This is a genomic window from Caldimonas brevitalea (assembly GCF_001017435.1).
Classification (GTDB): Bacteria; Pseudomonadota; Gammaproteobacteria; order Burkholderiales; family Burkholderiaceae_C; genus Caldimonas; species Caldimonas brevitalea.
In genome coordinates, this window is record NZ_CP011371.1 from 1,416,095 (window position 1) to 1,440,310 (window position 24,216).

General features: G+C 67.7%; 21 protein-coding genes. 14 read left to right on the forward strand and 7 right to left on the reverse strand.

Translation table 11 applies throughout. The features are described 5' to 3' along the window. Positions 1-51 precede the first annotated feature (51 nt). From AAW51_RS06215 to AAW51_RS06275, 13 genes are all read left to right on the forward strand, one after another. Entirely contained in the window at positions 52-1,503 is a 1,452-nt protein-coding gene (locus AAW51_RS06215) for a high affinity choline transporter 1 (RefSeq protein ID WP_047193916.1), read from the forward strand. A 112-nt stretch (positions 1,504-1,615) separates the two neighbouring features. Further along, complete coding sequence (locus AAW51_RS06220; RefSeq protein WP_047193917.1) at positions 1,616-1,981, forward strand: FmdB family zinc ribbon protein; 366 nt, start codon at positions 1,616-1,618, stop codon at positions 1,979-1,981. A 40-nt stretch (positions 1,982-2,021) separates the two neighbouring features. Then, a complete protein-coding gene (locus AAW51_RS06225) occupies positions 2,022-2,693 on the forward strand; it encodes a DUF502 domain-containing protein (RefSeq protein ID WP_047193918.1) in 672 nt (223 codons plus the stop codon). A gap of 123 nt (positions 2,694-2,816) precedes the next feature. Continuing rightward, entirely contained in the window at positions 2,817-4,616 is a 1,800-nt protein-coding gene (gene aspS / locus AAW51_RS06230) for an aspartate--tRNA ligase (RefSeq protein WP_047193919.1), read from the forward strand. A gap of 185 nt (positions 4,617-4,801) precedes the next feature. Continuing rightward, entirely contained in the window at positions 4,802-5,362 is a 561-nt protein-coding gene (gene nudB, locus AAW51_RS06235) for a dihydroneopterin triphosphate diphosphatase (RefSeq protein WP_238947775.1), read from the forward strand. Next, positions 5,359-6,180 (forward strand): endonuclease/exonuclease/phosphatase family protein, encoded by an 822-nt coding sequence (locus tag AAW51_RS06240; RefSeq protein ID WP_083438117.1) that lies wholly within the window; start codon positions 5,359-5,361, stop codon positions 6,178-6,180. Before nudB ends, AAW51_RS06240 begins: the two co-directional genes overlap by 4 nt. Before the next feature lie 79 nt (positions 6,181-6,259). Further along, the gene (gene clsB, locus AAW51_RS06245; RefSeq protein WP_335337666.1) at positions 6,260-7,573 is read left to right on the forward strand and encodes a cardiolipin synthase ClsB; all 1,314 of its coding nucleotides are present in this window, start codon (positions 6,260-6,262) and stop codon (positions 7,571-7,573) included. A gap of 5 nt (positions 7,574-7,578) precedes the next feature. After that, positions 7,579-8,655: a ligase-associated DNA damage response exonuclease gene (locus AAW51_RS06250; protein WP_047193920.1), complete on the forward strand. Its 1,077-nt coding sequence runs from the start codon at positions 7,579-7,581 to the stop codon at positions 8,653-8,655. 58 nt (positions 8,656-8,713) lie between these two features. Then, complete coding sequence (locus tag AAW51_RS06255; RefSeq protein ID WP_047193921.1) at positions 8,714-9,211, forward strand: hypothetical protein; 498 nt, start codon at positions 8,714-8,716, stop codon at positions 9,209-9,211. Between the two features lie 38 nt (positions 9,212-9,249). Continuing rightward, complete coding sequence (locus tag AAW51_RS06260) at positions 9,250-10,149, forward strand: metallophosphoesterase (RefSeq protein ID WP_053013376.1); 900 nt, start codon at positions 9,250-9,252, stop codon at positions 10,147-10,149. A 30-nt stretch (positions 10,150-10,179) separates the two neighbouring features. Next, the gene (locus AAW51_RS06265) at positions 10,180-11,874 is read left to right on the forward strand and encodes an ATP-dependent DNA ligase (protein ID WP_047197481.1); all 1,695 of its coding nucleotides are present in this window, start codon (positions 10,180-10,182) and stop codon (positions 11,872-11,874) included. A 101-nt stretch (positions 11,875-11,975) separates the two neighbouring features. Further along, the gene (gene folE, locus AAW51_RS06270; protein WP_047193922.1) at positions 11,976-12,710 is read left to right on the forward strand and encodes a GTP cyclohydrolase I; all 735 of its coding nucleotides are present in this window, start codon (positions 11,976-11,978) and stop codon (positions 12,708-12,710) included. 19 nt (positions 12,711-12,729) lie between these two features. Next, positions 12,730-13,155: a BLUF domain-containing protein gene (locus tag AAW51_RS06275; protein WP_047193923.1), complete on the forward strand. Its 426-nt coding sequence runs from the start codon at positions 12,730-12,732 to the stop codon at positions 13,153-13,155. A gap of 30 nt (positions 13,156-13,185) precedes the next feature. On the opposite strand, the gene AAW51_RS06280 is transcribed toward AAW51_RS06275, so the two are convergent. Continuing rightward, positions 13,186-14,382, reverse strand: a complete 1,197-nt coding sequence (locus AAW51_RS06280; RefSeq protein ID WP_238947776.1) for a DUF748 domain-containing protein — start codon at positions 14,380-14,382, stop codon at positions 13,186-13,188. A 245-nt stretch (positions 14,383-14,627) separates the two neighbouring features. Between AAW51_RS06280 and AAW51_RS06290 the strand changes: the two genes are divergently transcribed. After that, positions 14,628-15,437 (forward strand): DUF429 domain-containing protein, encoded by an 810-nt coding sequence (locus AAW51_RS06290; protein ID WP_238947777.1) that lies wholly within the window; start codon positions 14,628-14,630, stop codon positions 15,435-15,437. A gap of 86 nt (positions 15,438-15,523) precedes the next feature. Here AAW51_RS06290 and AAW51_RS06295 read toward each other — a convergent pair whose 3' ends face one another. The 6 genes from AAW51_RS06295 to AAW51_RS06320 form a co-directional block, all read right to left on the reverse strand. After that, complete coding sequence (locus tag AAW51_RS06295; protein ID WP_047193926.1) at positions 15,524-16,732, reverse strand: GDSL-type esterase/lipase family protein; 1,209 nt, start codon at positions 16,730-16,732, stop codon at positions 15,524-15,526. 475 nt (positions 16,733-17,207) lie between these two features. Continuing rightward, complete coding sequence (locus AAW51_RS30640; RefSeq protein ID WP_053013378.1) at positions 17,208-17,906, reverse strand: energy transducer TonB; 699 nt, start codon at positions 17,904-17,906, stop codon at positions 17,208-17,210. 2 nt (positions 17,907-17,908) lie between these two features. After that, positions 17,909-18,322: an ExbD/TolR family protein gene (locus tag AAW51_RS06305; RefSeq protein WP_047193927.1), complete on the reverse strand. Its 414-nt coding sequence runs from the start codon at positions 18,320-18,322 to the stop codon at positions 17,909-17,911. Between the two features lie 20 nt (positions 18,323-18,342). Then, the gene (locus tag AAW51_RS06310) at positions 18,343-18,963 is read right to left on the reverse strand and encodes a MotA/TolQ/ExbB proton channel family protein (protein ID WP_047193928.1); all 621 of its coding nucleotides are present in this window, start codon (positions 18,961-18,963) and stop codon (positions 18,343-18,345) included. A gap of 139 nt (positions 18,964-19,102) precedes the next feature. Then, positions 19,103-21,835, reverse strand: a complete 2,733-nt coding sequence (locus AAW51_RS06315; protein ID WP_053013379.1) for a TonB-dependent receptor plug domain-containing protein — start codon at positions 21,833-21,835, stop codon at positions 19,103-19,105. Between the two features lie 542 nt (positions 21,836-22,377). Further along, positions 22,378-24,216 carry a DUF885 domain-containing protein gene (locus tag AAW51_RS06320; protein ID WP_083438119.1) on the reverse strand — a complete coding sequence of 613 codons (1,839 nt, stop codon included), beginning with the start codon at positions 24,214-24,216 and terminating at the stop codon, positions 22,378-22,380.

Genomic DNA, 24,216 nt, shown 5'->3' on the forward strand with positions numbered 1-24,216 from the left:
CCCCAGTCGCATTTGATTACGTCGCCTGCCCGACTGTCTGAGGTCCCCGTCATGCTGCTCGCCCTCGTCATCCTGTATCTGCTCGGCACGATCGCCATCGGCCTGTGGGCAGCCAAGCGTGTCAAGAACACCGCCGATTTCGCGATTGCCGGCCGCCATCTGCCGCTGGTGATGATCGTCACCACCACCTTCGCCACCTGGTTCGGCTCGGAAACCGTGCTGGGGATTCCGGCCAAGTTCGTGCAGGGCGGCCTGGGCAGCGTGGTGGAAGACCCGTTCGGCGCCGGCACCTGCTTGATCCTGGTGGGCCTTTTCTTCGCGGCCAAGCTCTACAAGATGACGCTGCTGACGATCAGCGACTACTACCGCGAGCGGTATGGCCGCGGCATCGAGATCGTCTGCTCCTTCATCATCATCCTCAGCTACCTCGGCTGGGTGTCGGCCCAGGTCACCGCGCTCGGGCTGGTGTTCAACCTGCTGTCGGCCGGTGTCATCGGCATTCCGCTCGGCATGGTCATCGGCACCGTGTCCATCCTGGCCTACACGCTGTTCGGCGGTATGTGGTCGGTCGCGGTGACCGACTTCATCCAGATGATCATCCTGGTGGTGGGCCTGTTCGTGCTCGCCGTGTTCGCCGGCAACATGGCCGGTGGCGCCGACAAGGTGATCGATCTGGCGGTCAGCAAGGACATGTTCAAGTTCTGGCCCGAGCCGAGCATGACCGACATCCTCGCGTTCATCGCCGCGGCCATCACGATGATGCTGGGCTCGATTCCGCAGCAGGACGTGTTCCAGCGCGTGATGTCGGCCAACAATGTGCAGGCCGCGACGCGCGGCCCGGTGATCGGCGGCATCTGCTACATCCTGTTTGCCTTCGTGCCGATGTTCCTCGTCACCAGCGCGCTGATCATCATGCCCGAGCAGGCCCAGACGCTGCTGACCGACGATCCGCAGAAGATCCTGCCGACCCTGGTGCTCGAGCACATGCCTTTCGTGATGCAGGTGCTGTTCTTCGGCGCGCTGCTGTCGGCCCTCAAGTCGACCGCGTCCGCCACCTTGCTGGCGCCGTCGGTCACCTTCGTCGAGAACATCTGGCGCCAGTTCGTCCCCAAGCGCAGCGACAAGGCGGAGCTGCTGACGATGCGCATCGCGGTGCTGCTGTTCAGCGTTTGCGTCCTGCTCTACGCCATCTACTCGCAGGGCACCTCCATCTATGAAATGGTGTCGGGCGCCTACCAGGTGACGCTGGTCGGTGCCTTCGTGCCGCTCGTCGCCGGCCTCTACTGGCAGCGCGCCACGACACAAGGCGCGGCGCTGTCGATCGCGCTGGGCATCGGCACCTGGGTCGCGCTGCTCAACCTGCCGGCCGGCGAAACCTTCCCGCCCCAGTTGGCCGGTGTGCTGATGGCCGCCGTGGGCCAGGTGGTGGGGTCGCTCGCGCCCCAGGTCTTGAAAAATCGCCACGGCTCCCATCATCGGGTGGTGGGCGTCGAGCAGGCCTGACGCCGTCCACCCGCACGCCGCCGCCGGAAGTGTGGCGGGGTGCGCGCCCAGGGGGCGCCGGCCGGCGCCCGGCTCAACTTATAATTTCCGCTTTCGCATCAAGGAGTTAGCCATGCCGATCTACGCGTACCGCTGCGAGTCGTGCGGCCATGCGCAGGACGTGCTCCAGAAAATTTCCGATCCGTTGCTGACCGAATGTCCGCAATGTCATGCGGGCACGTTCAAGAAGCAGCTCACCGCCGCCGGCTTCCAGCTCAAGGGCTCCGGTTGGTACGTGACCGACTTCCGCAACAACGGATCGTCCTCCGGTGCCGCCGCCAGCGCCAAACCGGCAGGCGGGGGCGAATCCGCCGCCGCGGGTACCGCTGCCGCCGGCGCTTCTGCCGGCACTGCCTCGGCCTCTTCGTCCGCCTCGTCTGACAGCGGCGGCACGTCGTCGTCGTCAGGCGGTTGCGGCACGTCGTGCGCCTGCCATTGACGCCGGCCATGACCGCCTGCGCGACGTCGACTGGAAGTTCGTGAAGAAATACTTCATCACCGGTTTACTGGTCTGGTTGCCGCTGGCCATCACGATCTGGGTCCTGTTGTGGGTCATCGGCCTGTTCGACGGCGTGTTCGCCTGGCTGGTGTCGGCGGTCCAGGCCGTCGCGCCGGCCAGCGTCGGTGCCGCGCTCGGCCGCTTGCGCGACGTGCCCGGCCTCGGCGTGCTGCTGGTCACCGGCGGCATGCTGATGACCGGCGTGTTCGTCGCCAACATCTTCGGTCAGTGGTGGCTCACCCAGTGGGAGCGGCTGCTGTCGAAGATCCCGATCGTCAAAAGCATCTACTCGAGCGTCAAGCAGGTCTCGGACACGCTGTTTTCGAGCAGCGGCAACGCCTTCCGCGAAGCGGTGCTGATCCAGTACCCGCGCCAGGGCTCGTGGACCATCGCTTTCGTCACCGGCCAGCCCGGCGGCGAGGTGGCCCAGCACCTGAATCCGCGCGACTACCTCAGCGTCTACGTGCCGACCACGCCCAATCCCACCTCGGGCTTCTTCCTGATGCTGCCGAGGGCGGACGTGATCGAGCTGAAAATGAGCGTCGACGAGGCGCTCAAATACACCATCTCGATGGGGGTGGTCGCACCGCCCGCCATCCTCGACAGCGACGCCCGGCCGCTCGTCGAACTGCCCCGAAATCCGCAGGGTTGAGCGGCCGGCTCCCGCTCGACCCGCAGGGCTTGCGACACAGCCCGCCAGCGCCCTACAGAACCCCGGCCGCCGCCATCGCGCCACTGCTCGCCGCGGCCCGAACCAGACTCTTGGAGTGATTCGATGAGAACAACATATGCCGGTCTCGTCAGCGAAGCGCTGATGGGCCAGACCGTGACCCTGATGGGTTGGGCCCACCGCCGCCGCGACCACGGCGGCGTGATCTTCATCGACCTGCGCGACCGCGAAGGGCTGGTGCAGATCGTGTGCGATCCCGATCGCGCCGAAACCTTCAAGACCGCCGAAGGCGTGCGCAACGAGTTCTGCCTGAAGGTGGTCGGCAAGGTGCGCCCGCGCCCCCAGGGCACCGAAAACGCCAACCTGACCAGCGGCAAGGTCGAAGTGCTGTGCCATGAGCTGGAGGTGCTCAACCCCAGCGTCACGCCGCCGTTCCAGCTCGACGACGAAAACCTGTCGGAGACCACCCGGTTGACCCACCGCGTGCTCGACCTGCGCCGCCCGTACATGCAGAAGAATTTGATGCTGCGCTACCGGGTCGCGATGGAGGTGCGCAAGTTCCTCGACAACCATGGTTTCGTCGACATCGAAACGCCGATGCTCACCAAGAGCACGCCCGAAGGCGCGCGCGACTACCTGGTGCCCAGCCGTGTGCACGACGGCCATTTCTTCGCGCTGCCGCAGTCGCCGCAGTTGTTCAAGCAGTTGCTGATGGTGGCGGGCTTCGACCGGTACTACCAGATCACCAAGTGCTTCCGCGACGAAGACCTGCGCGCCGACCGCCAGCCCGAATTCACCCAGATCGATATCGAAACGTCGTTCCTGACCGAGCAGGAAATCCGCGACATGTTCGAGGGCATGATCCGGCACGTGTTCCAGACCGTGATGAACGTCGACCTGGGCCAGTACCCGGTGATGACCTACGGCGACGCGATGCGGTTGTACGGCTCCGACAAGCCCGATTTGCGCGTCATGCTCGAGTTCACCGAGCTGACCGACGTGATGGCCGATGTCGAGTTCAAGGTCTTCTCGGGCCCGGCGACGATGAAGGGCGGCCGGGTGGCCGCGCTGCGCGTGCCGGCCGGCGGCGAGATGAGCCGCGGCGAGATCGACGGCTACACCGAGTTCGTCAAGATCTACGGTGCCAAGGGCCTGGCGTGGATCAAGGTCAACGACATCGCCAAGGGCCGCGACGGGCTGCAGTCGCCGATCGTGAAGAACCTGCACGACCAGGCGCTCAAGCACGTGCTCGAGCGCACCGGCGCGCAAAACGGCGACCTGATCTTCTTCGGCGCCGACAAGGCCAAGGTGGTCAACGACGCGCTCGGCGCGCTGCGCGTGAAGATCGGGCACAGCGAGTTCGGCCGCAAGAACGGCTTGTTCGAAGACCGCTGGGCACCGCTGTGGGTGGTCGACTTCCCGATGTTCGAGTACGACGAGGACGAGCAGCGCTGGAATGCGGTGCACCATCCCTTCACCGCCCCCAAGGACGGTCATGAAGATCTGATGGACACGGCCCCCGACCAGTGCATCGCCAAGGCCTACGACATGGTGCTCAACGGCTGGGAGCTGGGCGGCGGGTCGGTGCGGATCCACCGTGCCGACGTGCAGAGCAAGGTGTTCAGCGCGCTCAAGATCGGCCCCGAGGAGGCCCAGGCCAAGTTCGGCTTCCTGCTCGACGCGCTGCAGTACGGCGCGCCGCCGCACGGCGGCCTGGCCTTCGGCCTCGACCGCCTGGTCACGTTGATGACCAAGGCCGAGTCGATCCGCGACGTCATCGCTTTCCCCAAGACCCAGCGTGCCCAGTGCCTGCTCACGCATGCGCCGAGCCTGGTCGACGAGAAGCAGCTGCGCGAACTGCACATCAAGCTGCGCAACAACCCGCAGGTGCAGGGCGCGGCCTGATCGCGGCGCTCCGGCGCGCACCCACAAGGGCGGCCTCGTGCCGCCCTTTTTCGTGGCCGCTGCCGACGGTGGCCGTGCGACCGGCGGCACGCCTGCCCGGCGCGTCGGTCTTGTTCTGACGGCCGGGGCCCCGCAACTGCGCCACAATGCCTCGGCGTGCCGGTGTACGCGTGCAGGACCAGAAGGTGAGCGCCCGCCCATACAAGATTCCCGAATCCGTCTTGGTCGTGATCCACACGGCCGACCTGCAGGTGCTGCTGCTCGAGCGGGCCGACCGGCCCGGCTTCTGGCAGAGCGTCACCGGCTCCAAGGACCATCCCGACGAGCCGCCGCTGCTCACGGCGCGGCGTGAGGTCGAGGAAGAGACCGGCATCCGCGTCGTCGACGCCGGGGCGCCGCCCGACCCGGCGGCAGCCGAGGTTCCGCTCACGCAGCTGCGCGACTGGGGCCTGCAGAACGTCTACGAGATCTATCCGGTGTGGCGTCATCGCTACGGCCCCGGCGTCACCCACAACACCGAAAGTGTGTTCGGCTTGCAGGTCCCGCGGGAGCTGCCGATCCGGCTGGCGCCGCGCGAGCATTTGCGTTGCGTTTGGCTGCCCTGGCGCGAGGCGGCGGACCGCTGCTTCTCGCCTTCGAATGCCGAAGCCGTGCTGCAGCTGCCGCGCTTCCTCGGAGCCGCAGCGGTGGTGACAGCGCCGCCGAACACCGAAGCCCCACCGCGGGGCGAGGAGGGCGCCGCATGACCACCAATCCGCTCAATTCCACACTGCTGCCCTCGGGCGACACCACCGGTGCCTCCAGCGACGCCAGCCTGCTGCGGGTCGCGACCTACAACATCCACAAGGGTGTGCGGGGCATGGGGCCCAACCGACGGCTGGAAATCCACAACCTCGGCCTGGGCGTCGAGGCCCTCGACGCCGATCTGGTCTTCCTGCAGGAGGTGCGCAGCTTCCATCACCTGGAGGCGCGCCGCTTCCAGCGCAGTTCTTTCGGCTGGCCGACGCTGCCGCAAGCCGATTTCCTCGCACCCGAGGGTTATGCGGTGGCCTACCGCACCAACGCGGTGACACGCGGCGGCGAGCATGGCAACGCCTTGCTGTCGCGCTGGCCCATCGGCGACATCGGGCACCACGACGTCTCCGACCATCGTTTCGAGCAGCGCGGCCTGCTGCATGTGCCGGTGGCGTGGCAAGGCGTCGAACTGCACGCCATCGTCGCGCATTTCGGGCTCATCCACGCCAGCCGCGTGCGCCAGGTCGAACGTTTGGCGGCCTTCATCGAGGCCTCGGTGCCGCCGGATGCGCCGCTGATCGTCGCGGGCGACTTCAACGACTGGGGCGAAAAGCTCGACGGGCCGATGGGCGAGTGCGGCCTGAGCCGGGCGGTGGCGCCCAGCGGCAAGCGGCCGCTGACCTTTCCGTCGCGCGTGCCGGTGTTTTCGCTCGACCGCATCTACCTGCGCCAGCTGCGTTGCCGCTCGACCTTCGTGCCGCGCGGCACCAATTGGGCGCGCATGTCCGACCACCTGCCGTTGGTGGCCGAACTCGAGCTGGCTCACTGACCGTGGAACGTCCACGTTGCCGCCGCAAGCCGGGCTGCGCCCGTCCCGCCGAGGCCGGGTTGAGCCGGGGCTGAGCGCCGTGGCCGTCCGTTCCGACTCCGACCCGCCACAGGGCAAGCTGCCCGTGGGAGGGCCGTTCGGCTGGTATGCCCAGCCCAAGGCGCACTTCCTCGGCGGCAACACGGTGCGGCTGCTGCGCGGCGGCGCGGCGCTGTTTCCGGCGATGTGCGACGCGATGGCGCGGGCGCGGCACGAGATCTGGCTGGCGACCTACATCTTCCATGACGACCCGGCGGCGATCGCCGTTGCCGACGCCTTGTGCGCGGCGGCGCAACGCGGCGTGCGGGTGCGCGTGATCATCGACGGTTTCGGCTCGTATGCCACGCTGCCCAAGCTGCTGCCCAGGATGCGCGATGCCGGCGTCAGGGTGGTGGTGTTCCGGCCCATCAAGGGGTGGTGGAGCTGGCTGCGCCCCGGCCAGTTGCGCCGGCTGCACCAGAAGCTGTGCGTGGTGGACGGCCAGCGCGGCTTCGTCGGTGGCATCAACATCATCAACGACCTGCTCGACCTGCGCCACGGCTGGTCGGAGGCGCCGCGGCTGGACTATGCGGTTGAGGTGCAGGGGCCGACGGTGATGCCGATCGAGCAGACGGTGCGCGCGATGTGGACGCGGGCCCACCTCGGGCGCGACTGGCGCGACGAGCTGGCCACCCTCGCTCGCAGCCCCCATCGGCTGGCGCGCCTCAAGCGACTGATGCGACGGCTGCAAACCACCCGCTGGGCCGACCTGGGCCCTGCAGCGGCCGAGCCGCGACCGCAGCGGGTGGCCTTCGTGGTGCGCGACAACCTGCGCCAGCGCCGCACCATCGAACGCTCGTATGTCGAAGCCATCCTGCGGGCGCGCCAGCGGGTCGAACTGGTGTCGCCGTATTTCTACCCCGGCCGGGCGTTCCGCCGCGCGTTGCGGCTGGCGGCGCGGCGCGGCGTGCAGGTGCGTTTGCTGTTGCAAGGCAAGCTCGACTACCGCATCGCCGGCCTCGCCGCCCGCGTGCTGTACGACGAACTGCTGGCCCATGGCGTGCGGGTCTTCGAGTACATGCCCGCATTCCTGCATGCCAAGGTGGCCGTGGTCGACGACGAGTGGGCGACCGTGGGCAGTTCCAACATCGACCCCTTGTCGCTGCTGTTGAACCTGGAGGCCAACGTGGTGGTGCGCGACCGCGGTTTCGTCGAGCAGCTGGGCCAGGAACTCGAAACCGCCTTCGCGGCAGCGCACGAGGTGACGCGGCCAGAGCTGGGCGTGCCGACCTGGTGGAGCCGGGTGCGCCGCGGCCTGGTCGCCTGGTGCGCCCACGTCTACTTGCGCGTGGCCGGTGCCACCGGACGGTACTGAACGCCATGGAGACCGCTTCGGACCTGATCGTCGAGCGGCCCGAAGGGCTGTATTGCCCACCGGGGGACTTCTACATCGACCCCTGGCGGCCGGTCCACCGCGCCGTCATCACGCACGCTCACGCCGACCACGCCCGCGTCGGCCATGGCCACTACCTGGCGGCAGCGCCGGCCGAAGGTGTGCTGCGGGCCCGGCTCGGCGACATCACGCTGCAGACGCTGGCATACGGCGAGGCGGTGGAGCACCAGGGGGTGCGCGTGTCGCTGCACCCCGCGGGGCATGTGCTGGGCTCGGCCCAGGTGCGGGTCGAGCACGCCGGGCGGGTGTGGGTGGCGTCGGGCGATTACAAGGTCGAGGCCGACGCGACCTGTGCCCCGTTCGAGCCCGTGCGCTGCGATTGTTTCATCACGGAGTCCACCTTCGGCCTGCCGATCTACCGGTGGGAGCCGCAACAGCAGCTGTTCGACGAGATCAACGCCTGGTGGCGCACCAATGCCGCAGCGGGCCGGCCCAGCTTGCTGATGGGCTACAGCTTCGGCAAGGCGCAACGCATCCTGTCCGGCGTCGATGTGAGCATCGGGCCGATCGTCGTGCACGGCGCCGTCGAGCCGCTGAACCGGGCGTACCGCGAGGCCGGCGTGCCCTTGCCGTCCACACGCCTGGTCAGCGAGGTGGCCGACAAGGCCGACTTCAAGCAAGCCCTGGTGCTGGCGCCGCCGAGTGTGCAGAACAGTGTCTGGGCGCGGCGCTTCGCCGACGCGAGCGACGCTTTCGCCAGCGGCTGGATGCGGCTGCGCGGGGCCCGCCGGCGACGCGGGGTCGACCGCGGTTTCGTGTTGTCCGATCATGCCGACTGGCCGGGCCTGATGTCGGCCATCACCGCCACCGGTGCCGAGCGTGTCATCGTCACGCACGGCTACGAGGCCGTGATGGTGCGCTGGCTGCAGGATCACGGGTGGCAGGCCGGCTCCTTCCACACCGAATACGGCGACGAAGCGCTCGACGAGACACCGCCGGCCGAGACGCCAGCCGAGGGGGCCGATGCCCCACCCGATACCGCCGAGGAGGACCGCCCGAGATGAGCACCGCACGGCCGCCCGAAGGGGCTCGCACCGCAGTGCGTAGCACGGAGGTTACCGAATGACCGCTGCTGCCTTTGTCCAAGCCACCCGCCGCCTGAGTTCCACCTATGAGCCCGGCTACTGGGTCGGGGCGATACGGCCGGCGTTCGCCGCCGGCCAGCTGGAGCACGACAACGTCATCGAGACCTATCCGGCGCATTTCCTGGTCGCCCTCTGGGAGCCGGTGCAGCCGGGCAACCCGGTGCTGCCGCGCTGGCCGTCGATGGCGGCGATCGCCTCGCCCGACGCCCGGGCGGCGCTGGTGCAACTGGTGCAGCACGTGCCGGTGCCGGACCGCGTCTGGCTCGCGGCCGAGGCGGTCGACTGGTCGCTGGTGGCCGAGATCGTGCTTCACACCGACCGCAACCTCGCCGATTACCATCGGCGCGAATTGCAAGCCTGCGTCGCCCGCTGGCGGGCCTCCGACATCGAGCAGATGCGGCAGGCCTACAGCGACCGCGATCCGCGTTTCGAAGCGCTGAAAGAACGTTTGCTGCCACCCGATCTGGCGGAATGACGCCGTGTCCGCCTTCGCTTTTCTCTCTCGGAGCCTGAATGTTTCCCGTCTATGGGCCGGCCACGGTCACGTGGTTTTTGATGCTGCTGCTGTACTGGGGCAGCCTTCCCTTCGCGCTGGCGCTGCTGTGGTGGGCCAGGCGACGCTGGCAGCGGCCCGGTGCGTGGCGGCGCACCAAGGCGCTGGTCGTGGTGGTGCTCGCCGGCTTGTTCATCGACGCCCGCTTCATCGAGCCCCAACTGCTCACCGTCCGGGAAACGAGGCTGGGGCTCGGTGCCCCGATCAAGGTGGCGCTGATCGCCGACTACCACCTCGGCGTCTACAAGGGCCGGGGCTACCTGGAGCGGGTGGTCGACCGCCTCAACCAGCTCGACGTGGACGCGGTGCTGATCGCCGGTGACCACACCAATTCGCCCGACCGGCCGCTCGACGAGCTGCTGGCGCCGCTGGCCCGGCTGCGCCACCCCACCTATTCGGTGCCCGGCAACCATGACGAGAGCATGCCGGGGCCGCCGCTCGCGAAGCAGCTGCGCGACGCGTTGATCCGGCACGGCGTGCAGCCGGTGGAAGGCCGTTATCTCGACGCGGGCCGCTTCATCGTGGTCGGGCTGGGCGACTGGACCGCGCACAAGGACCAGCCCATCGGCCTGCGGCAGGCGCCGGCCGACAAACCGCGGCTGGTGTTGATGCACAACCCCGACTCGGCCATGCAACTGCGGCCCGGCTCGGCGCTGCTGGCCCTGGCCGGCCACACCCATTGCGGGCAGGTGCGCATTCCGGGCCTGTACCGGCCGATGATTTCCACCATCCACCCCTTCGACCGCGGGCTGCACACCTTCGCGCCGGTGCCCACCTTCGTCACCTGCGGGCTGGGCGAGGTGAAGCTGCCGCTGCGCTTTCTGAACCCGCCGGTGATCGACGTGCTCGACCTGCGTTGAGCGCCGCCACTGCTGTTGCTGTTGCTGCCGATGGAAGCCTTCGCCCGCCTCTACACCGAGCTCGACGCCTCGACGCGCACGCTCGACAAGGTTGCCGCGCTGCGCCGCTATTTCGAGCAGGCCGCGCCGGCCGATGCGGCCTGGGCGGTGTACTTCCTGTCGGGCGGCCGGCCGCGGCAGGTGCTGCCGAGCCGGCAGTTGCGCGTGCTGGCCTGCGAGACCGCGGGCATCGACGACTGGCTGTTCGAGGAGTGCTACCAGGCGGTGGGCGACCTGGCCGAAACGATTGCGCATGTGCTGCCGCCGCCGCGCGGGCAGACGTGCACCGGCCTGGCCGAGTGGGTCGAGCAGCGGCTGCTGCCCTTGCGCGGGCTCGACCCGGCCGAACAGGCGGTGCGCATCCGCGCCTATTGGGACGAACTCGACTGGGCCGGCCGCTTCCTGCTTGCCAAGCTGATCGGCGGCGGCTTCCGGGTCGGCGTGTCACGCCTGTTGGTGACCCGCGCGCTGGCCGAGTTCGCCGGCCTCGACCCCAAGGTGGTGGCGCAGCGCATGATGGGCTTCACCACCATGGTGGCCGAAGGCAAGGCGATGCCCGATGCGACACGTTATGCCGCCTTGTTGTCGGCCGACGCCGATGGCCGGGCCGAAGGCGGCCACCCCTATCCGTTTTTCCTCGCCCACCAGGTCGATCTGGCGCTGGATGAATTCGCGCCGCGGTTGGGGGCACCGTCGGACTGGCTGGTCGAATGGAAGTACGACGGCATCCGCGGCCAGCTGATCAAGCGTGGCGGGCAGGTGTGGCTGTGGTCGCGCGGCGAAGAGCTGGTGACCGACCGCTTCCCCGAGGTGGTCGCCCTGGCCCAGGGCCTGCCCGACGGCACTGTGCTCGACGGTGAGGTGCTGGTCTGGAAAGACGGGCGGCCGGCGCCGTTCGCCTTGCTGCAGCAGCGCATCGGCCGCAAGACGCTGACCAAGAAGGTGCTGGCCGACGCGCCGGTCAGCTTCATGGCCTATGACCTGCTGGAATGGCAGGGCGAGGACTGGCGCGGCCGGCCGCAGCACGAGCGGCGCGCGCTGCTGCAGACGCTGCCGGTGCCCGTGTCACCCGTGGTCGAGGCGGCCGACTGGGCCGAGCTGGCGGCGCTGCGCGAGCAGTCGCGCGAGCGTGGTGTCGAAGGTTTCATGTTGAAGCATCGCGACGCGGCCTACGGCGTGGGCCGCACCAAGGCCGACGGCACCTGGTGGAAGTGGAAGATCGACCCGATGAGCGTCGACGCGGTGCTGATCTACGCACAGCGCGGGCACGGCCGCCGCGCCAGCCTCTACACCGACTACACCTTCGCCGTCTGGAGCCGCGCGCCGGCCGACGCCGCCGAAGCGCAGCAGGTGCTCGACGCGATCGAGCGGCGCGAGCCGCCGATGCCCGGGGCCTTGCAGTTGGTGCCGTTCGCCAAGGCCTATTCCGGCCTCACCGACGAGGAGTTCCGGCGCGTCGACGCCGTGATCCGCCGCACCACGCTCGAGAAATTCGGCCCGGTCCGCAGCCTCAAGCCCAGCCTGGTGTTCGAACTCGGCTTCGAGGGCATCAACCGCAGCAGCCGCCACAAGAGCGGTATCGCGGTGCGCTTTCCCCGCATGCTGCGCTTGCGCGACGACAAGCCGCTGCACGAGGCCGACACGCTGCAAACGCTGGAAGCGCTGCTCGCATTGCCTGGCGGCTGACCGAGCGGCCGCCGCGGCGACGGGGCGATTGCGCCGGCCCGGTCGCGGAACGGCGACGCCTGCTAGCATCTGACAGTTTCCCACCCGTTGCATCTTGTCCCATGAGTGCCCTGTCCCCCGTCCCCACCGCGCCCGCCAGCGCCGACGACGACGAAGGCGTGCCCGTCTCGGTGCGCATCCGCGAGCGCCTGAAAGCGGCACAACGGCGCTTCCATGCCAACGACAACATCGCCGACTACATCGAGCCCGGCGAGCTCGACGCCTTGCTCGACGAAGTGCAATCGAAAATGCGCGGCGTGCTCGAAAGCCTGGTGATCGACACCGAAAGCGACCACAACACCCAGGACACCGCCCGCCGCGTCGCCAAGATGTATTTGCAGGAAGTGTTCAAGGGCCGCTACGTGCCGATTCCGCCGGTCACCGAGTTCCCCAACGTCGAACGGCTCAGCGAGCTGATGATCGTCGGCCCGGTCACCGTCCGCAGTGCGTGCTCGCACCATTTCTGCCCCATCATCGGCAAGCTGTGGATCGGCGTGATGCCCAACGAGCATTCCAACCTGATCGGCCTGTCGAAGTACGCGCGCCTGGCGGAATGGATCATGAGCCGCCCGCAGATCCAGGAAGAGGCCGTGACCCAGGTGGCCGACCTGCTGCAGGACATGATGCAGCCCGACGGCCTGGCGATCGTGATGGAAGCCGACCATTTCTGCATGCAGTGGCGCGGCGTCAAGGACATGGACTCGAAGATGGTCAACAGCGTCATGCGCGGTTCGTTCCTGAAGGACCCGACGCTGCGGCGCGAATTCTTGTCCCTGATGAACCACCGCAAGAGCTGATGAGCTTCGGAGCCTCGCCATGCTGATCCGTTTGTTGTATGCGAGCCGTGCCGCCGAGGCCGTCACGCATGAGTTGATCGAGTCCATCCTGAGCGAGTCGCGCAGCCGCAATCCGGCGCTCGGCATCACCGGCATCCTCTGCTACGGGGCCGACATCTACATGCAGGTGCTCGAGGGCAGCCGCGAGGCGGTCAACAAGCTCTACAACGAGATCACCTGCGACGCGCGACACCGCGACGTGACGGTGTTGCACTACGAAGAGATCTGCGAGCGGCGTTTCGCCGGCTGGACCATGGGCCAGGTCAACCTGGCCAAGATCAACCCCTCGCTGCTGCTGAAATATTCGGAGCGGCCGGTGCTCGACCCGTACGCGGTCTCGGGCCTGGCGTCGGTGGCGCTGCTCGAAGAGTTGATCGCCACCGCGTCCATCGTCTGCCGCCCCTGACGTCGCGACGGCCGCCACGCCGCGGCGTGTTCACTGCCCGAACAGGCCCTTGAGCACGCTGCCCATCCCCTCCACCATGCCGCCGACGCTGAGGCCGAGCGCTTCGGCCAGTCCCGCCGCCACCTGCGTCGCCAGGTCTTCGTTGAGCGAGAAGTCGGGGTCGTCGAGGCGGCCCTGCAGCGTGAAGTCCACCGCCAGCCGGTCGTTCTTGCGCAGCGCCGCCAGCACCGCGTCGCGCGGCACGCCGGCCAACAGGGCGAGCAGGCCGCTGCCGCTGTCCAGCTCGAGCCCGGTCAGGGTCAGATGGCCGGGGGCGCGCAGCTGCTGCTGGCGCACCGTCGCCTCCAGCTTCAGGTCGAGCGTGCCGCGGCGCACGCCGGCATCGGCCACCTTGATCAAATAGGGCTGCAGCGGCACCAGGTCGACACCGGCGAAATCGGCCGCCAGGTGGGCATCGCGGGTCGCGATGGTGATGTCGCCCCGCACGCTCACCCGCCCATCGCGGTGGGCACCTTTGAGCTGGCCTTGCAGGTCGATGCGGGTCGGAGTGTCGAGCCGCGGCAGGTCGAGCGGGCCGACCTGGGCATCGAGCGCTTCCAAGCGCAGCTTCAAGGCGGGCCGGCGCACCGAGGCGTCGAAGAACTCGACCACGGCGCCGCGCAGCAGGATCTCGCCGAGGTGGACCGGCAGGCGTTCGTCGAGCGCCGCGGGCGTGGACGCGGGTGGCGCCGGCAGCGTTGCGCGTGTCGAAACCTTGCGCATTGCCGAGGCCCGCGTCGGCTTGCCGGCGGTTGGGCGTTCGGTCAGCGCCGGCAGCACCCGCAACCGGCCGTCGCGCGTGCGCAGCATCGACACGTAGCCGCCGTCGACGACGACACGCCGCACCCGCACCTCGGCGCTCAGCAAGGCGCGCAGCTCCGGCACCACCAGCACCCGATCGGCACGCAACTCGTCTTGCGCCGGCCAAGGCGTGCGGCCGTCGCGTTGCGCCCGCACGCGCACGTCCAGGGCTTCGACACCGGCCCAGGTGACGTTCAGGCTGCCCACTTCGCTGCGTGGCCCGAGGGCCGTTTGCACCTGGGCTTTCAGCTCCTGCACCGCGAGCCGGAAGCCGACGGCGGCGGCGACCGTCAGCACCAGCACGACGGCCAGCGTGACGAGCGCCGGACGACGCCAGCGCTTGGTTGCGACGGGTGGTGGGGAAGCGGAGGGGGGCGGCAGGTTCACGACGGACGACAGCGGTAAGGCAGGGGGTGGAACACGAGGTGCTGGAGCCGATTTTGCAAGAGTGCGGGACGGGCCGACATGCCGATTGATTCCACAATCGAGCCACTCTCGGTCTCGTCGTCACCCTGCAACGGCAGCACCTCACACAGGGGCTGTCGCGTGGCGCCAGGCGGGTCTCCGACCACCCGGTTGTTGCATATCTGCTCCATTGTCGCCAGCCCATGTTGTCTTCTCCTGCAGCCGCCATGCCCGTCCAGGTGGTCGGCGTCGATTTCACCAGCCGGCCGAGCCCGCGCAAGCCCATCACGCTCGCGGTGGGCGAACTGCGGGGCGCGGCGGTGCAACTCCAGGCCTTGCACAGCTTTGCGAGCGACGCCGCTTTCGAGGCCTGGCTCGCGACGCCCGGGGCCTGGGTCGGCGCCTTCGATTTCCCGTTCGGCCTGCCGCGCGAACTGGTCGAGCAGCTGGGCTGGCCGACCCAATGGCATGCCTTGATCGAGCACTACAGCGCGCTGAGCCGCGAGACCATCCGTGACACCTTCGCCGCGTTTTGCGCCGCCCGCCCGGTGGGCCAGAAGTTCGCACACCGCGCCTGCGACGCGCCGGCAGGGTCGTCACCGTCGATGAAATGGGTCAATCCGCCGGTGGCCTACATGCTGCACGCCGGGGTGCCACTGCTGCTGCGCGCCGGTGTGCACCTGCCCGGTTTGCACGAGGGCGACCGAAACCGGGTGGCGCTCGAAGGCTACCCCGGCCTGCTGGCACGTGAGGTGATCGGCACCCGCAGCTACAAGAGCGACGAGAAGGCCAAGCAGACGCCTGAACGCCTGATCGCGCGCAAGGACCTGGTCGAGGCGCTGGAGCAGGGCCGCACACGGCTGGGCGTGCGCCTGCGGCTCAGCCACGCCCAACGCGACCTGCTGGTAGCCGACCCGATGGCCGACCAGCTCGACGCCGTGCTGTGTTTGCTGCAGGCGGCCTGGGGAGCGACTCGCGCGAACTGGGGCAAGCCCCTGGATGCGGACCCGCTGGAGGGGTGGATTCTGACGGCTTGAGCGGGCACCACATGCCGCGACAGGACCGTGCTGCCCTGCGGCATGTGGCGGGGTATTCAATGACCTGCCGATAGCGTCAAGGCGAACTACGGCGCCTTGTCGTCGATCGTCAGGGGCACCGGATCACTGGTGGACTCGAGGCCGTACATGTCCTTGGCCACCACCACCACGTGGTAGACGCCGTTGATCGGCAGTGCCGGCCCGCTGTAGGCCATCGACAGCTGCGGTGTGGTGCGCGGTGACTCCCACACCAGGCCGTAGCCATAAGCGCGGTGATACCGCACCTGTACCTTGTATTCGGTCCAGATCCCCGGGTTGTCGACCCGCGCCCAGCTGACCGTGAAGGGCGAGCCGCGGCGGGTGTGCCGGGGGGTGACCGCGACACCCTCAGGCGCGGGTGGCACGTTGACGCCGGGTGGGATGTCCGGGAACGGGCCGCCGTAGTGCCACTGGGACCAAAGGGTGCTGGCGACTGCCTGCATGATGACGTATTCGCCGCGGGCGTTGGGATGGGTGCCATCGTAGGTGTCGGTATGCCAGTCCCATCGTCCGGCCACGTCCGCCAGTTCGACCTTGGAGTGAGGCTGCGTCAGCTGCTCGCGCAACCGCGTCAGGCGCTGGTTGTAGGGCCCGGGTTGCCCGCGCGGGTCCAACGACGAGGCCTCGCCGATCTGGGCCAGCAGAAACTGAACATCGGGCTTGGCGCGGCGCGCGTTGTCGATCAACTCGCGCATGTAGCCGGCCACGATCGCCGTGTTGCCCTCCACGCTTTGGTCTTCGTGCCAGAACCAGACGAAGTCGTTGGTTCCGAGGTGCACCACGAGCAGGTCAGGCCGGTATTGCCTCACGTAGGCTTCGATCGTGCCCTTTTCGAAGCCCAGCGGGCGGCCCCAGGTGCTGTTGTGGTGGTCGTGCCAGCCACCGACCCTGTACAGGCCCGGCTGCCCGGGGTCGGGGTTGTCGGGGTTGTGAGGTCCGGTGTAGGGGCCGACGAACTCGAACCTCGCGGCCTGGCTGCGCAGATGCTCGTGCAACCGGTAGCGCCAGGTGTAGTCGCCGGTTTTGCCGTGTGAGATGGAGTCGCCGACGATCATGATGCGAGTCGGCCCGCCGTGCGGGGGCGACAGCAGCGGGTTCGAGCCGCCGGCGCCGACATGGGGCCCCGATGACCCGAGGCTTTGCGCTTGCGGTGCGGCACCGCCGGTGCACAGCACCGCGAACACGGTCAGCGCCGAGACCGCGCGCACCGTCACCATGAAGGCGCGCTGCAGCGCGCTCCGTGCAGAGTTCAGCATGAGACCCCCCTTGAGGCACACGTCGGTCAGGGCGCGAGCCCTCGGCGCATGCGAAGGCACAAGCTTAGGCGGCTGACGGGGGCGCGCCAAACTCCGTTGCATGTGCCTTAGTGTCCTGTCTCAGAAATACGTGGCATTTCGATTCGGTCAGATGGTGATGATCGCGGGTGCGCCGGTCGGGGTCGATACCGGGCGGTATCGACCCCGACCGGCAAGCCTGCGAGGGCGCCATCTGGCCGAACCCCTGCGGGGCGGGCCGAAACGGGGCGATCGCCGCGTTGCGAAGCCGGGCAGATACCACCCGGTATCTGCCCGGCTTCGCGCCTTGCGCTCATCCCCGTTTCGGCCCGTCGAAATGCCACGTATTTCTGAGACAGGGCACTACCAGAAAGGTCCCGACGTTATCGGCCCGCGCTGAAGTGCCCGGGCCGGCCGCAACGGCAGGCCCGGGAAAAGGTGGCTTAGCCTCCCTGTTTCACTCCAGCTTGAAGGCGAACTCCTGCACCGCGGTGCCATCGCTGACGCACTCGTACTGCTTCAAGGCCGAGATCACCGCCGCGTTGAACACCCGGGGCGGGCTCGCGGCCAGGATGGTCACGTCCACGACCCGGCCGTTCTCGATGCGCACCTGGGCCTTGACGCTGCCGCTGACGCCGTCACGCACCGCCTGCCTCGGCATTTCCGGCTTGACCTGCTTGGGACAGGCGAGCGCCATGTCTTGCGGGCCGGCAGGGGCGGCCGGGGCCGGTGGCGCTGGCGGCTGGCTCACCACCGGCGCTTCCGCCGGACCCTGGTGACCGAGGGTGCCGATGGCCGGTGCCTCGGGCGCGGCATTCTCGACCGCGGCGATGGCCGGTGGAGCGGGCGCGGGCGTCGGGGCCGGCGGCGCCGGGGTCGGCACCTCCTTGACGATGCGCTTGGGAGGCGGGGGCGGCTCCGGTGGGGGCGGCGGCGGTGGCGGAGGTGGTGGGGGCGCCTCGGGGACGATGGTGGCGCGCGTGATCCGTTGCGCCTCCTGCATCACCGAGTGCATGTCCACCATGCTCAGCCCCACGCCGATCGCCGCGGTGGCGAGGACGGCACCGCCGATGGCCACCGGCAGCGGCAGCCGACGCACCGTTTCGTCTTCCTCGGTGGCCCAGAGTGCCCCGTGGATCTTGTGGGTAGCACCCATGACTAACTCGTCTGCGTGGCCAGACCGATCGCCACGATGCCGGTTGCGCGGCACAGGTCCATGACCTTGACGATGTCCTGGTAGCGCGTGGTCTTCTCGCCGGCGATGACCACATCGACCTTTTTCGTCTGCAGCAGTTCCTGCAGCTTGGCGGTCAGGTTGGCCTCTTCGACCGGCCGGCCTTCGAGCAGCAGCTTGCCGTCCTGGGTGACACCGACGGTGACCTTGACCGTCTCCAGGTGCTGAGCGGTGGACGACTGAGGCAGGTCGAGCTTGATGCCGGCGCCCTGGATCATCTCGGTCATGATCAGCACGAAGAAGACCAGCAGAAACATCATCACGTCGATCATCGGGATGATTTCGATGCGGGGCTTCTCGTCGCCGCCGAAGTAATGGGAACGGTGATTGCGTGCCATGTTGGACTCCAATCGACCGGTCAGACGGAGATGACCGAGAAGCGGGTCACCAGCATGGACTTGATCAAATCCATCTGGTTGATCAGCAGCCGGATGCGTTTGTTGAAGTAGTTCAGGAACACCACGCAGACGATGGCCACCACCAGGCCGACCGCGGTCGCGACGAGTGCGTGCGCGATCGGGCCGGTGACGGACGAGACGTTCTGGCCGCCGCTTTGGGCGAGCACCGCGAAGGCCTCGACCAGGTGGACGATGGTGCCCAGCAGCCCGAGCAGGGGCCCCAGCGTCACGCAGGTGTCGAGCAGCCACAGGTTGCGGTCCAGCTTGGGCAGCTGGAACATGATGGTTTCCTCGACGTCACGCTCGAACACGGCTTCCGGTGCGCCCTTGTGTTCGATGGCCGCTTTGACCAGCTCGCCCTGCACCGTGGCGTCGTAGTGCTGGGCTACCTTGTGGGCATCGTCGACGTTGCCCTTGGCGACGCGGCGCAGGTCGTACTCGAGGCTCAGGCCCGAGCGGATGCTGCGGGCGAAGAAGAAATAGCGTTCGATGATGACGCTCACGCCGATGATGAAGATGATGACCAGCAGCGGCAGCAGGCCCCAGGAGTCGCGAGAGTACTGGATGATGTCGTTGATCATGATGGTGTTGCTCCTAGAAAGGGGGCCGCCCGCGGGGCGGGCGGCCGAGTCGAAGAACGGGTGCGATGCCCGATGTTTGGAATCCAATGAGAGGGTGTGCCCTGTCCGCGGTTGTCCGCGGTCAGGGCACGCCGGCGGTTCAGAACGTATAGGACGCGTTGAGGTAGAGGGTGCGGCCGCGCGCGTCGTAATAGCGGTCGTCGTAGCCGATCATGTGACCGCCGCCGGAGGTCTTGATCGACAGCGGCGGGTCTTCGTTCAGCAGGTTCAGGATGCCGCCGACGACCTTGAACTGCTTGTTGACCGCCCAGGTGGTCTGCCAGTCGAGCGTGATGTAGTGCTTGACCTTGCGCACCATGTCGACGTAGCCCAGGCTTTCGCCCGACGGGCCGATCTCTTCGACCGCGCCGTCGTCGGCGGTGTAGGTCTGGTCCGTGAAGCCCGACTTGAAGTTGAGTGCGAGCGTGTGGTTGAAGTCACCCATCTCCAGCGTGTTGATCCAGCGGCCGATCCAGCGGAAGATGACTTCGCCGTCCTCGCCATAGCGGCCGAGGCTGGTGTAGCTTTCGCCGCCTTCGAGCAACTGGTAGCTGTCCTTCAGCATGTAGGTCGCGATGAGCTTCGACGTCACCTTGCCGAACGACAGCCGGGCGCTGCCTTGCACGTCGAAGTCGATCCCGCGCTCCTCGCGTTCGCCGAGGTTGTCGTTGTTGGCCAGGAATGCGAGGTAGGTGGTGCGCGCCCCCGGATCGTAGAAGGTGGTGAACTTATGGCGCCACTCGTTCGGGTTGGCGAACACCACGTCTTCGTCCACCTGGTCGATCTGATGGCGCAACTTCACGTTCCAGAGGTCGGCGCCGAAGCTGAACGACGACGTCGGTTCGAGGCGGAAGCCGATGGTCCACTGCTTGGACTTCTCCGGCTCCAGGTCCTTGCTGCCTTCGGCGATCTGGTCGTGCTGCTGCGCGCCGGGTCGGCACTCGGCGCCCAGTGAAGCGGCGATGGCCGACAGCTCGGGATTGGCGCCGCAGTTGTAGCGTCCCGCCGTCACACCGAAGTACTGACGCTTCGCGTTCAGCTGCGCCACGGTCGCGGCCTTGAAGCCGGTGCCGAGCGATGCGCGCAGCAACACGCCGCTGGCGGGTTGCCATCGAATGGTGCCCTTGGCCGTTGTGGCCCCGCCCATGTCCGAATAGCGGTCATGACGCAAGCCGGCGCCCAACTCGACCTGCTTGCTCACCGGCGCCACCACCTCGCCAAAGGCACCCCAGGCATGCCGCGAGGCACTGTAGGGCACGAGGGCCGAGGTATCGCCAAAGCGCGTGTCACCGATGCCTTGTGCGAGGTCGCTGCCCGTGCGTTCGAACTGATCTCGCAGGTAGTTGACGCCCGCTGCCACCGACAAGGCGCCCCCCGGCAGCTTGGCCACTTCGGTCGAGGCGCGGGTCTGCAGGTTGTCCAGGGTGCTCTCGCCGCCCAGGAAGAAACCGGTCACCTGTGCATCCCGAAGCACGGCCAGCTCGCCGGGCGGCAGCTGGTCGAGAGGGGTGAAGGGGTTGACCGCGTTGAGGGCCGCGTCTGCCGCTGTCTGCGACATCCAGCCGCTTTTCATGTTCTCCTGGTATTTGTTCACCGAGCGGGTGTACGAGATGTCGTAGTCGAAGCGACCGAGGGTGCCGTCGGAGCCGATCACGAAATGTCGCGCCTTGCTGACGGTCTCCGTGGCGCGAGGGCCGACGGCCGCGACCCGGTAGAAGGCCGTGCCGCCTTCGGGAGCCTCGGGGAACACGCCGGGGTCGATCACGATCGCCCCTGGCGGCGGAGCGATGCGCGACGTCGACACGGTGTTGCTCAACAGCGCTTCGGCATACAGCCGTTTGTCGCTGCCCAGCGCCTTCGCTCCAGAGAGGAAGACCGAACCGCGTTCGCGCTCCGGCACGATCTCGAGGTCTTGCACATAGTCGTAATAGCAAGCGCCGTCGACCTCGACCGATTTTTTCGCACACGACCCGGTGTTGCGCAGGTAAGGGTTGTAGAACTGGCCGTCGTCGGTCGCGAGGTTCGCGGGAATGCTGCTCGCGGAGCCGTTGAACAACCGGTAGCGCTTCCCGCCCTGGCTGAAGTTGACGATGCCGGTGCGGGCGAAATCGCGGTCCACCGAACGCAGGGCGTTGCGCTGGTCGTAACTGGCGGCGAACAGGAAGTTGTAGCCGTCCTCGTCGTAGTTGCCGATGCCCTTGGAAATGCCGACGCGGCCCTCGCGACCGCCGTCCTTCGGCAGCGAAGCGCCGAACATGAAGTTGCCTTCGGTGCTGTCTTTCTTCGTGATGAAGTTGATCACACCGCCGACCGCGTCCGCGCCGTAAAGCGCCGACGCTCCGTCGGTGAGCACTTCGATGCGCTCGATCGCCGCCAGCGGGATCACGTTCAGGTCGACGCCTGCCAGTTCCCCGGTCAGCTCTTGCCCGGCAAAGGTCGCGACCCGGCGGCCATTCAGGAGCACCAGCGTCTTGTCTTCACCCAGGCCGTGGATCGAAGCCCCGCTGAAGCCGTTGCCGCCGCCACCCACCGAGGTCGCTTCGTTTGTGAAGGTCTGCATCGACGGCAGCGACTGGATCAATTCCGCGGTCGACGTCGCCCCCGTTCTCTCGATCTCCTGCCGGTTGATCACCTGCACCGGCAATGCCGTCTCCCCCTGGATGCGCCGCACCGCGGAGCCCGTGATTTCGACCTTCTGCAACTGTTGCGGCTGCTGCTGCGTTGGGGTTGCAGGCTGCTGCTGCGCTCGTGCCGTCGGAGGTGTGGCCAGACCGAAGGCTCCCATCGCAATGGCACCGCACAGCGCGGTCCCAAGTGGGTGTCGCTTGAACATAGGCTCTCCTGAATCACGGGCTTATGGCCCGCAGGTTGTCTGTCCGGTGCGCCGCATCGGCGACCGGAATGCCCGAAGGGGCATGGGCGCGCAAGGCAAGGCCTATGCCAGTTCTATGTGAGGGGACAAAGACCGACAAGCGGCCGAGAAGGCCCGTAGAAGGTCATTTCGGACGAAATCCATTGCTGCGACGCACGAAGGCGTGCTGCCCTTCCGCGGCTCGACGCACCACGGAAACGCACAGCCGTGCGTGCTGCCCCTGCATGGGGAGGGATTGGTGCTGCCGGTAAGAGGGCGCAACACGCGCAACTCACGTCATGTCGGTTGTGCCCGGCCTCGTCGGACGAGGTCGGGGTGGTCGACAACCCTCCCCGCAGTGACACGCGAAGGCCTGTAGAACTAGACAGGGGTGTCGAACCGCGGTGCTGCGCTGCAGCAGATGCAGTTACACACAACTGCTGCAAAGGGCAGCGTTGCCATAAACATGCGCCTGCATCATTTGCAGCAGCACCTGCATCATTTGCTGATGAGGTGGACCGGCGTTACCTTTCGGCCGTGGACACGGTGCCCGAACCGGTGGGGCAAGAGGCTTTGGTGAGTTCGCGTTCCTGCGCCAGCCACCGCGCCATCCATTGATCCAGCACGGCGAGCGGCAGGGCCCCTTGGTCGAGCACCGCCATGTGGAAGCGCCGGATGTCGAAACAACTCCCCAGCGCGGCCCGCATGCGGTCGCGCAGCCCGGCAATATGCAATTGGCCAATCTTGTAACCCAGCGCCTGCGCAGGCCAGACGAAGTAACGGTCGACCTCGGCTGCGACCTCCTCGCGGCGCATGCCGGTGCGCTCGCTCATCCAGTCGATGGCTTGCTGACGCGACCAGCCGAACACATGGATGCCGGTGTCGACCACCAGGCGTGCCGCGCGGTAGATCTCCATGCGCAATTGCCCGAAGCGGGCATAGGGGTCGGTGTAGACCCCGAGCGCGCCGCCCAAGGTCTCGGCGTACAGCGCCCAACCCTCGCCGTAAGCGACATAAAAGCCGGAGCGGCGCAGCATCGGCAGCTTGTCGAGCTCGAGCGCGCGTGCGGTTTGCAGGTGATGCCCGGGCACGGCCTCGTGCAGGAACAGCGCTTCCATCTCCCAGGTGGGCCGGCGTTTAAGGGCCAGGCCGTTGGCGTTGAACCAACCCGCGCGCGAGCCGTCGGCGGCCCCTGGCGTGTAGTACTCGGGCGTTTCCGGGCCTTCATGCGCCGGGATGGCGCGAATGCCGTACGGCAGCCGGGGCAGCTGTGCGAACTGACGCGGCAGCTCGGCATCGACCCGCTTGGCGATGTCGCGGTAGCGCATCAGCAATTCGTTGGCATCGCGCAGCATGAAGCGCGGGTCGGAATTGAGCCACTTGACGAAGGACGCGAAGTCGCCGCGGTGCCCGGTCGAGCGCATCAGCGCTTCCATCTCGGCCCGCAGCCGCTGCACTTCGGCCTGGCCGGTGGCATGGATCTGGGCCGGTGTCAGGTCGGTGGTGGTTTGCTGCCGCACCCGGAAGGCGTAATAGGCTTCGCCACCGGGGTAGCGCTTGATCGATCCGTCCACCGGGCTGTGCGGCAGGTATTCGTTGACGACAAACTCGCGCAGCCGGCGCAAGGCCGGCGCGACCGTTTGTTCCAGCGTTTGCCGGGCTTCGGCGGCCAGGGCCTCGCGCACCGGGGCGGGGAGCTCGGGCGGCAGTTGTCGCAAGGGCTGGTAGAGCGGGCTGCTCGTGACGTCTTTCACCAGCAGGGTGTCGATCTGGCGCGGCACTTTCTCGAGCGACGCGCGAAATGTCACCCAGCCGATGCGCAGCCCCAACCGCATGGCCTCGAGGTTGCGATCGACGGCGCCGGGCAGGGCGCGCAGCCGGGCGAGATAGTTACGATAGTCGCGTTCGGTGCGGAACGGCATCATCTGCACCAACTGTGGAAAGTCGAGGTGCAAGCCGGCCTTGTTGGACAGCACCATCGTGGCGGTGGCGGGGAAGCTCAGCTCCTCGGCGCCGGTGCGCAAGTGGTGCACGAAGACGTCGTAGGTGACCCGGTCGTCGTCGTTCAGCCGCGCCGGCTGCACCTCCGCCTCGAGCCGCTTCAAGAAGGCGCGCGTCTCGGCCAGCTGGCGCTCGAGCGCGGCGGGCGAGCGGTCGGCGAGCCGGTCGTCGTATCGGTGGTCGCCCACCATCGTGGCCCACTCGGGCGCTTCGCGCATCTGCCATTCCCAATGCTCCGCCAGCAGGCGGTCGAGGGCTGCCTTGGCGGCGTCGGCCTGCGCCGCCGGTGCAGCGAAGGCACTGCCGATGAAGCAGGCGATGGCCAGGAACCGCAGCAATGTGCGGCAGGTCGATCCGATCAT

What these genes read in the sequence shown, in the direction of transcription:
- AAW51_RS06215 (WP_047193916.1), top strand. Translation starts at nt 52, where the DNA reads ATGCTGCTCGCCCTCGTCATCCTGTATCTGCTCGGCACGATCGCCATC.
- AAW51_RS06220 (WP_047193917.1), top strand. Translation starts at nt 1,616, where the DNA reads ATGCCGATCTACGCGTACCGCTGCGAGTCGTGCGGCCATGCGCAGGAC.
- aspS (WP_047193919.1), top strand. Translation starts at nt 2,817, where the DNA reads ATGAGAACAACATATGCCGGTCTCGTCAGCGAAGCGCTGATGGGCCAG.
- AAW51_RS06240 (WP_083438117.1), top strand. Translation starts at nt 5,359, where the DNA reads ATGACCACCAATCCGCTCAATTCCACACTGCTGCCCTCGGGCGACACC.
- AAW51_RS06250 (WP_047193920.1), top strand. Translation starts at nt 7,579, where the DNA reads ATGGAGACCGCTTCGGACCTGATCGTCGAGCGGCCCGAAGGGCTGTAT.
- AAW51_RS06255 (WP_047193921.1), top strand. Translation starts at nt 8,714, where the DNA reads ATGACCGCTGCTGCCTTTGTCCAAGCCACCCGCCGCCTGAGTTCCACC.
- AAW51_RS06260 (WP_053013376.1), top strand. Translation starts at nt 9,250, where the DNA reads ATGTTTCCCGTCTATGGGCCGGCCACGGTCACGTGGTTTTTGATGCTG.
- AAW51_RS06265 (WP_047197481.1), top strand. Translation starts at nt 10,180, where the DNA reads ATGGAAGCCTTCGCCCGCCTCTACACCGAGCTCGACGCCTCGACGCGC.
- folE (WP_047193922.1), top strand. Translation starts at nt 11,976, where the DNA reads ATGAGTGCCCTGTCCCCCGTCCCCACCGCGCCCGCCAGCGCCGACGAC.
- AAW51_RS06275 (WP_047193923.1), top strand. Translation starts at nt 12,730, where the DNA reads ATGCTGATCCGTTTGTTGTATGCGAGCCGTGCCGCCGAGGCCGTCACG.
- AAW51_RS06290 (WP_238947777.1), top strand. Translation starts at nt 14,628, where the DNA reads ATGCCCGTCCAGGTGGTCGGCGTCGATTTCACCAGCCGGCCGAGCCCG.
- AAW51_RS06295 (WP_047193926.1), bottom strand. Translation starts at nt 16,732, where the DNA reads ATGCTGAACTCTGCACGGAGCGCGCTGCAGCGCGCCTTCATGGTGACG.
- AAW51_RS30640 (WP_053013378.1), bottom strand. Translation starts at nt 17,906, where the DNA reads ATGGGTGCTACCCACAAGATCCACGGGGCACTCTGGGCCACCGAGGAA.
- AAW51_RS06305 (WP_047193927.1), bottom strand. Translation starts at nt 18,322, where the DNA reads ATGGCACGCAATCACCGTTCCCATTACTTCGGCGGCGACGAGAAGCCC.
- AAW51_RS06310 (WP_047193928.1), bottom strand. Translation starts at nt 18,963, where the DNA reads ATGATCAACGACATCATCCAGTACTCTCGCGACTCCTGGGGCCTGCTG.
- AAW51_RS06315 (WP_053013379.1), bottom strand. Translation starts at nt 21,835, where the DNA reads ATGTTCAAGCGACACCCACTTGGGACCGCGCTGTGCGGTGCCATTGCG.
- AAW51_RS06320 (WP_083438119.1), bottom strand. Translation starts at nt 24,216, where the DNA reads ATGATCGGATCGACCTGCCGCACATTGCTGCGGTTCCTGGCCATCGCC.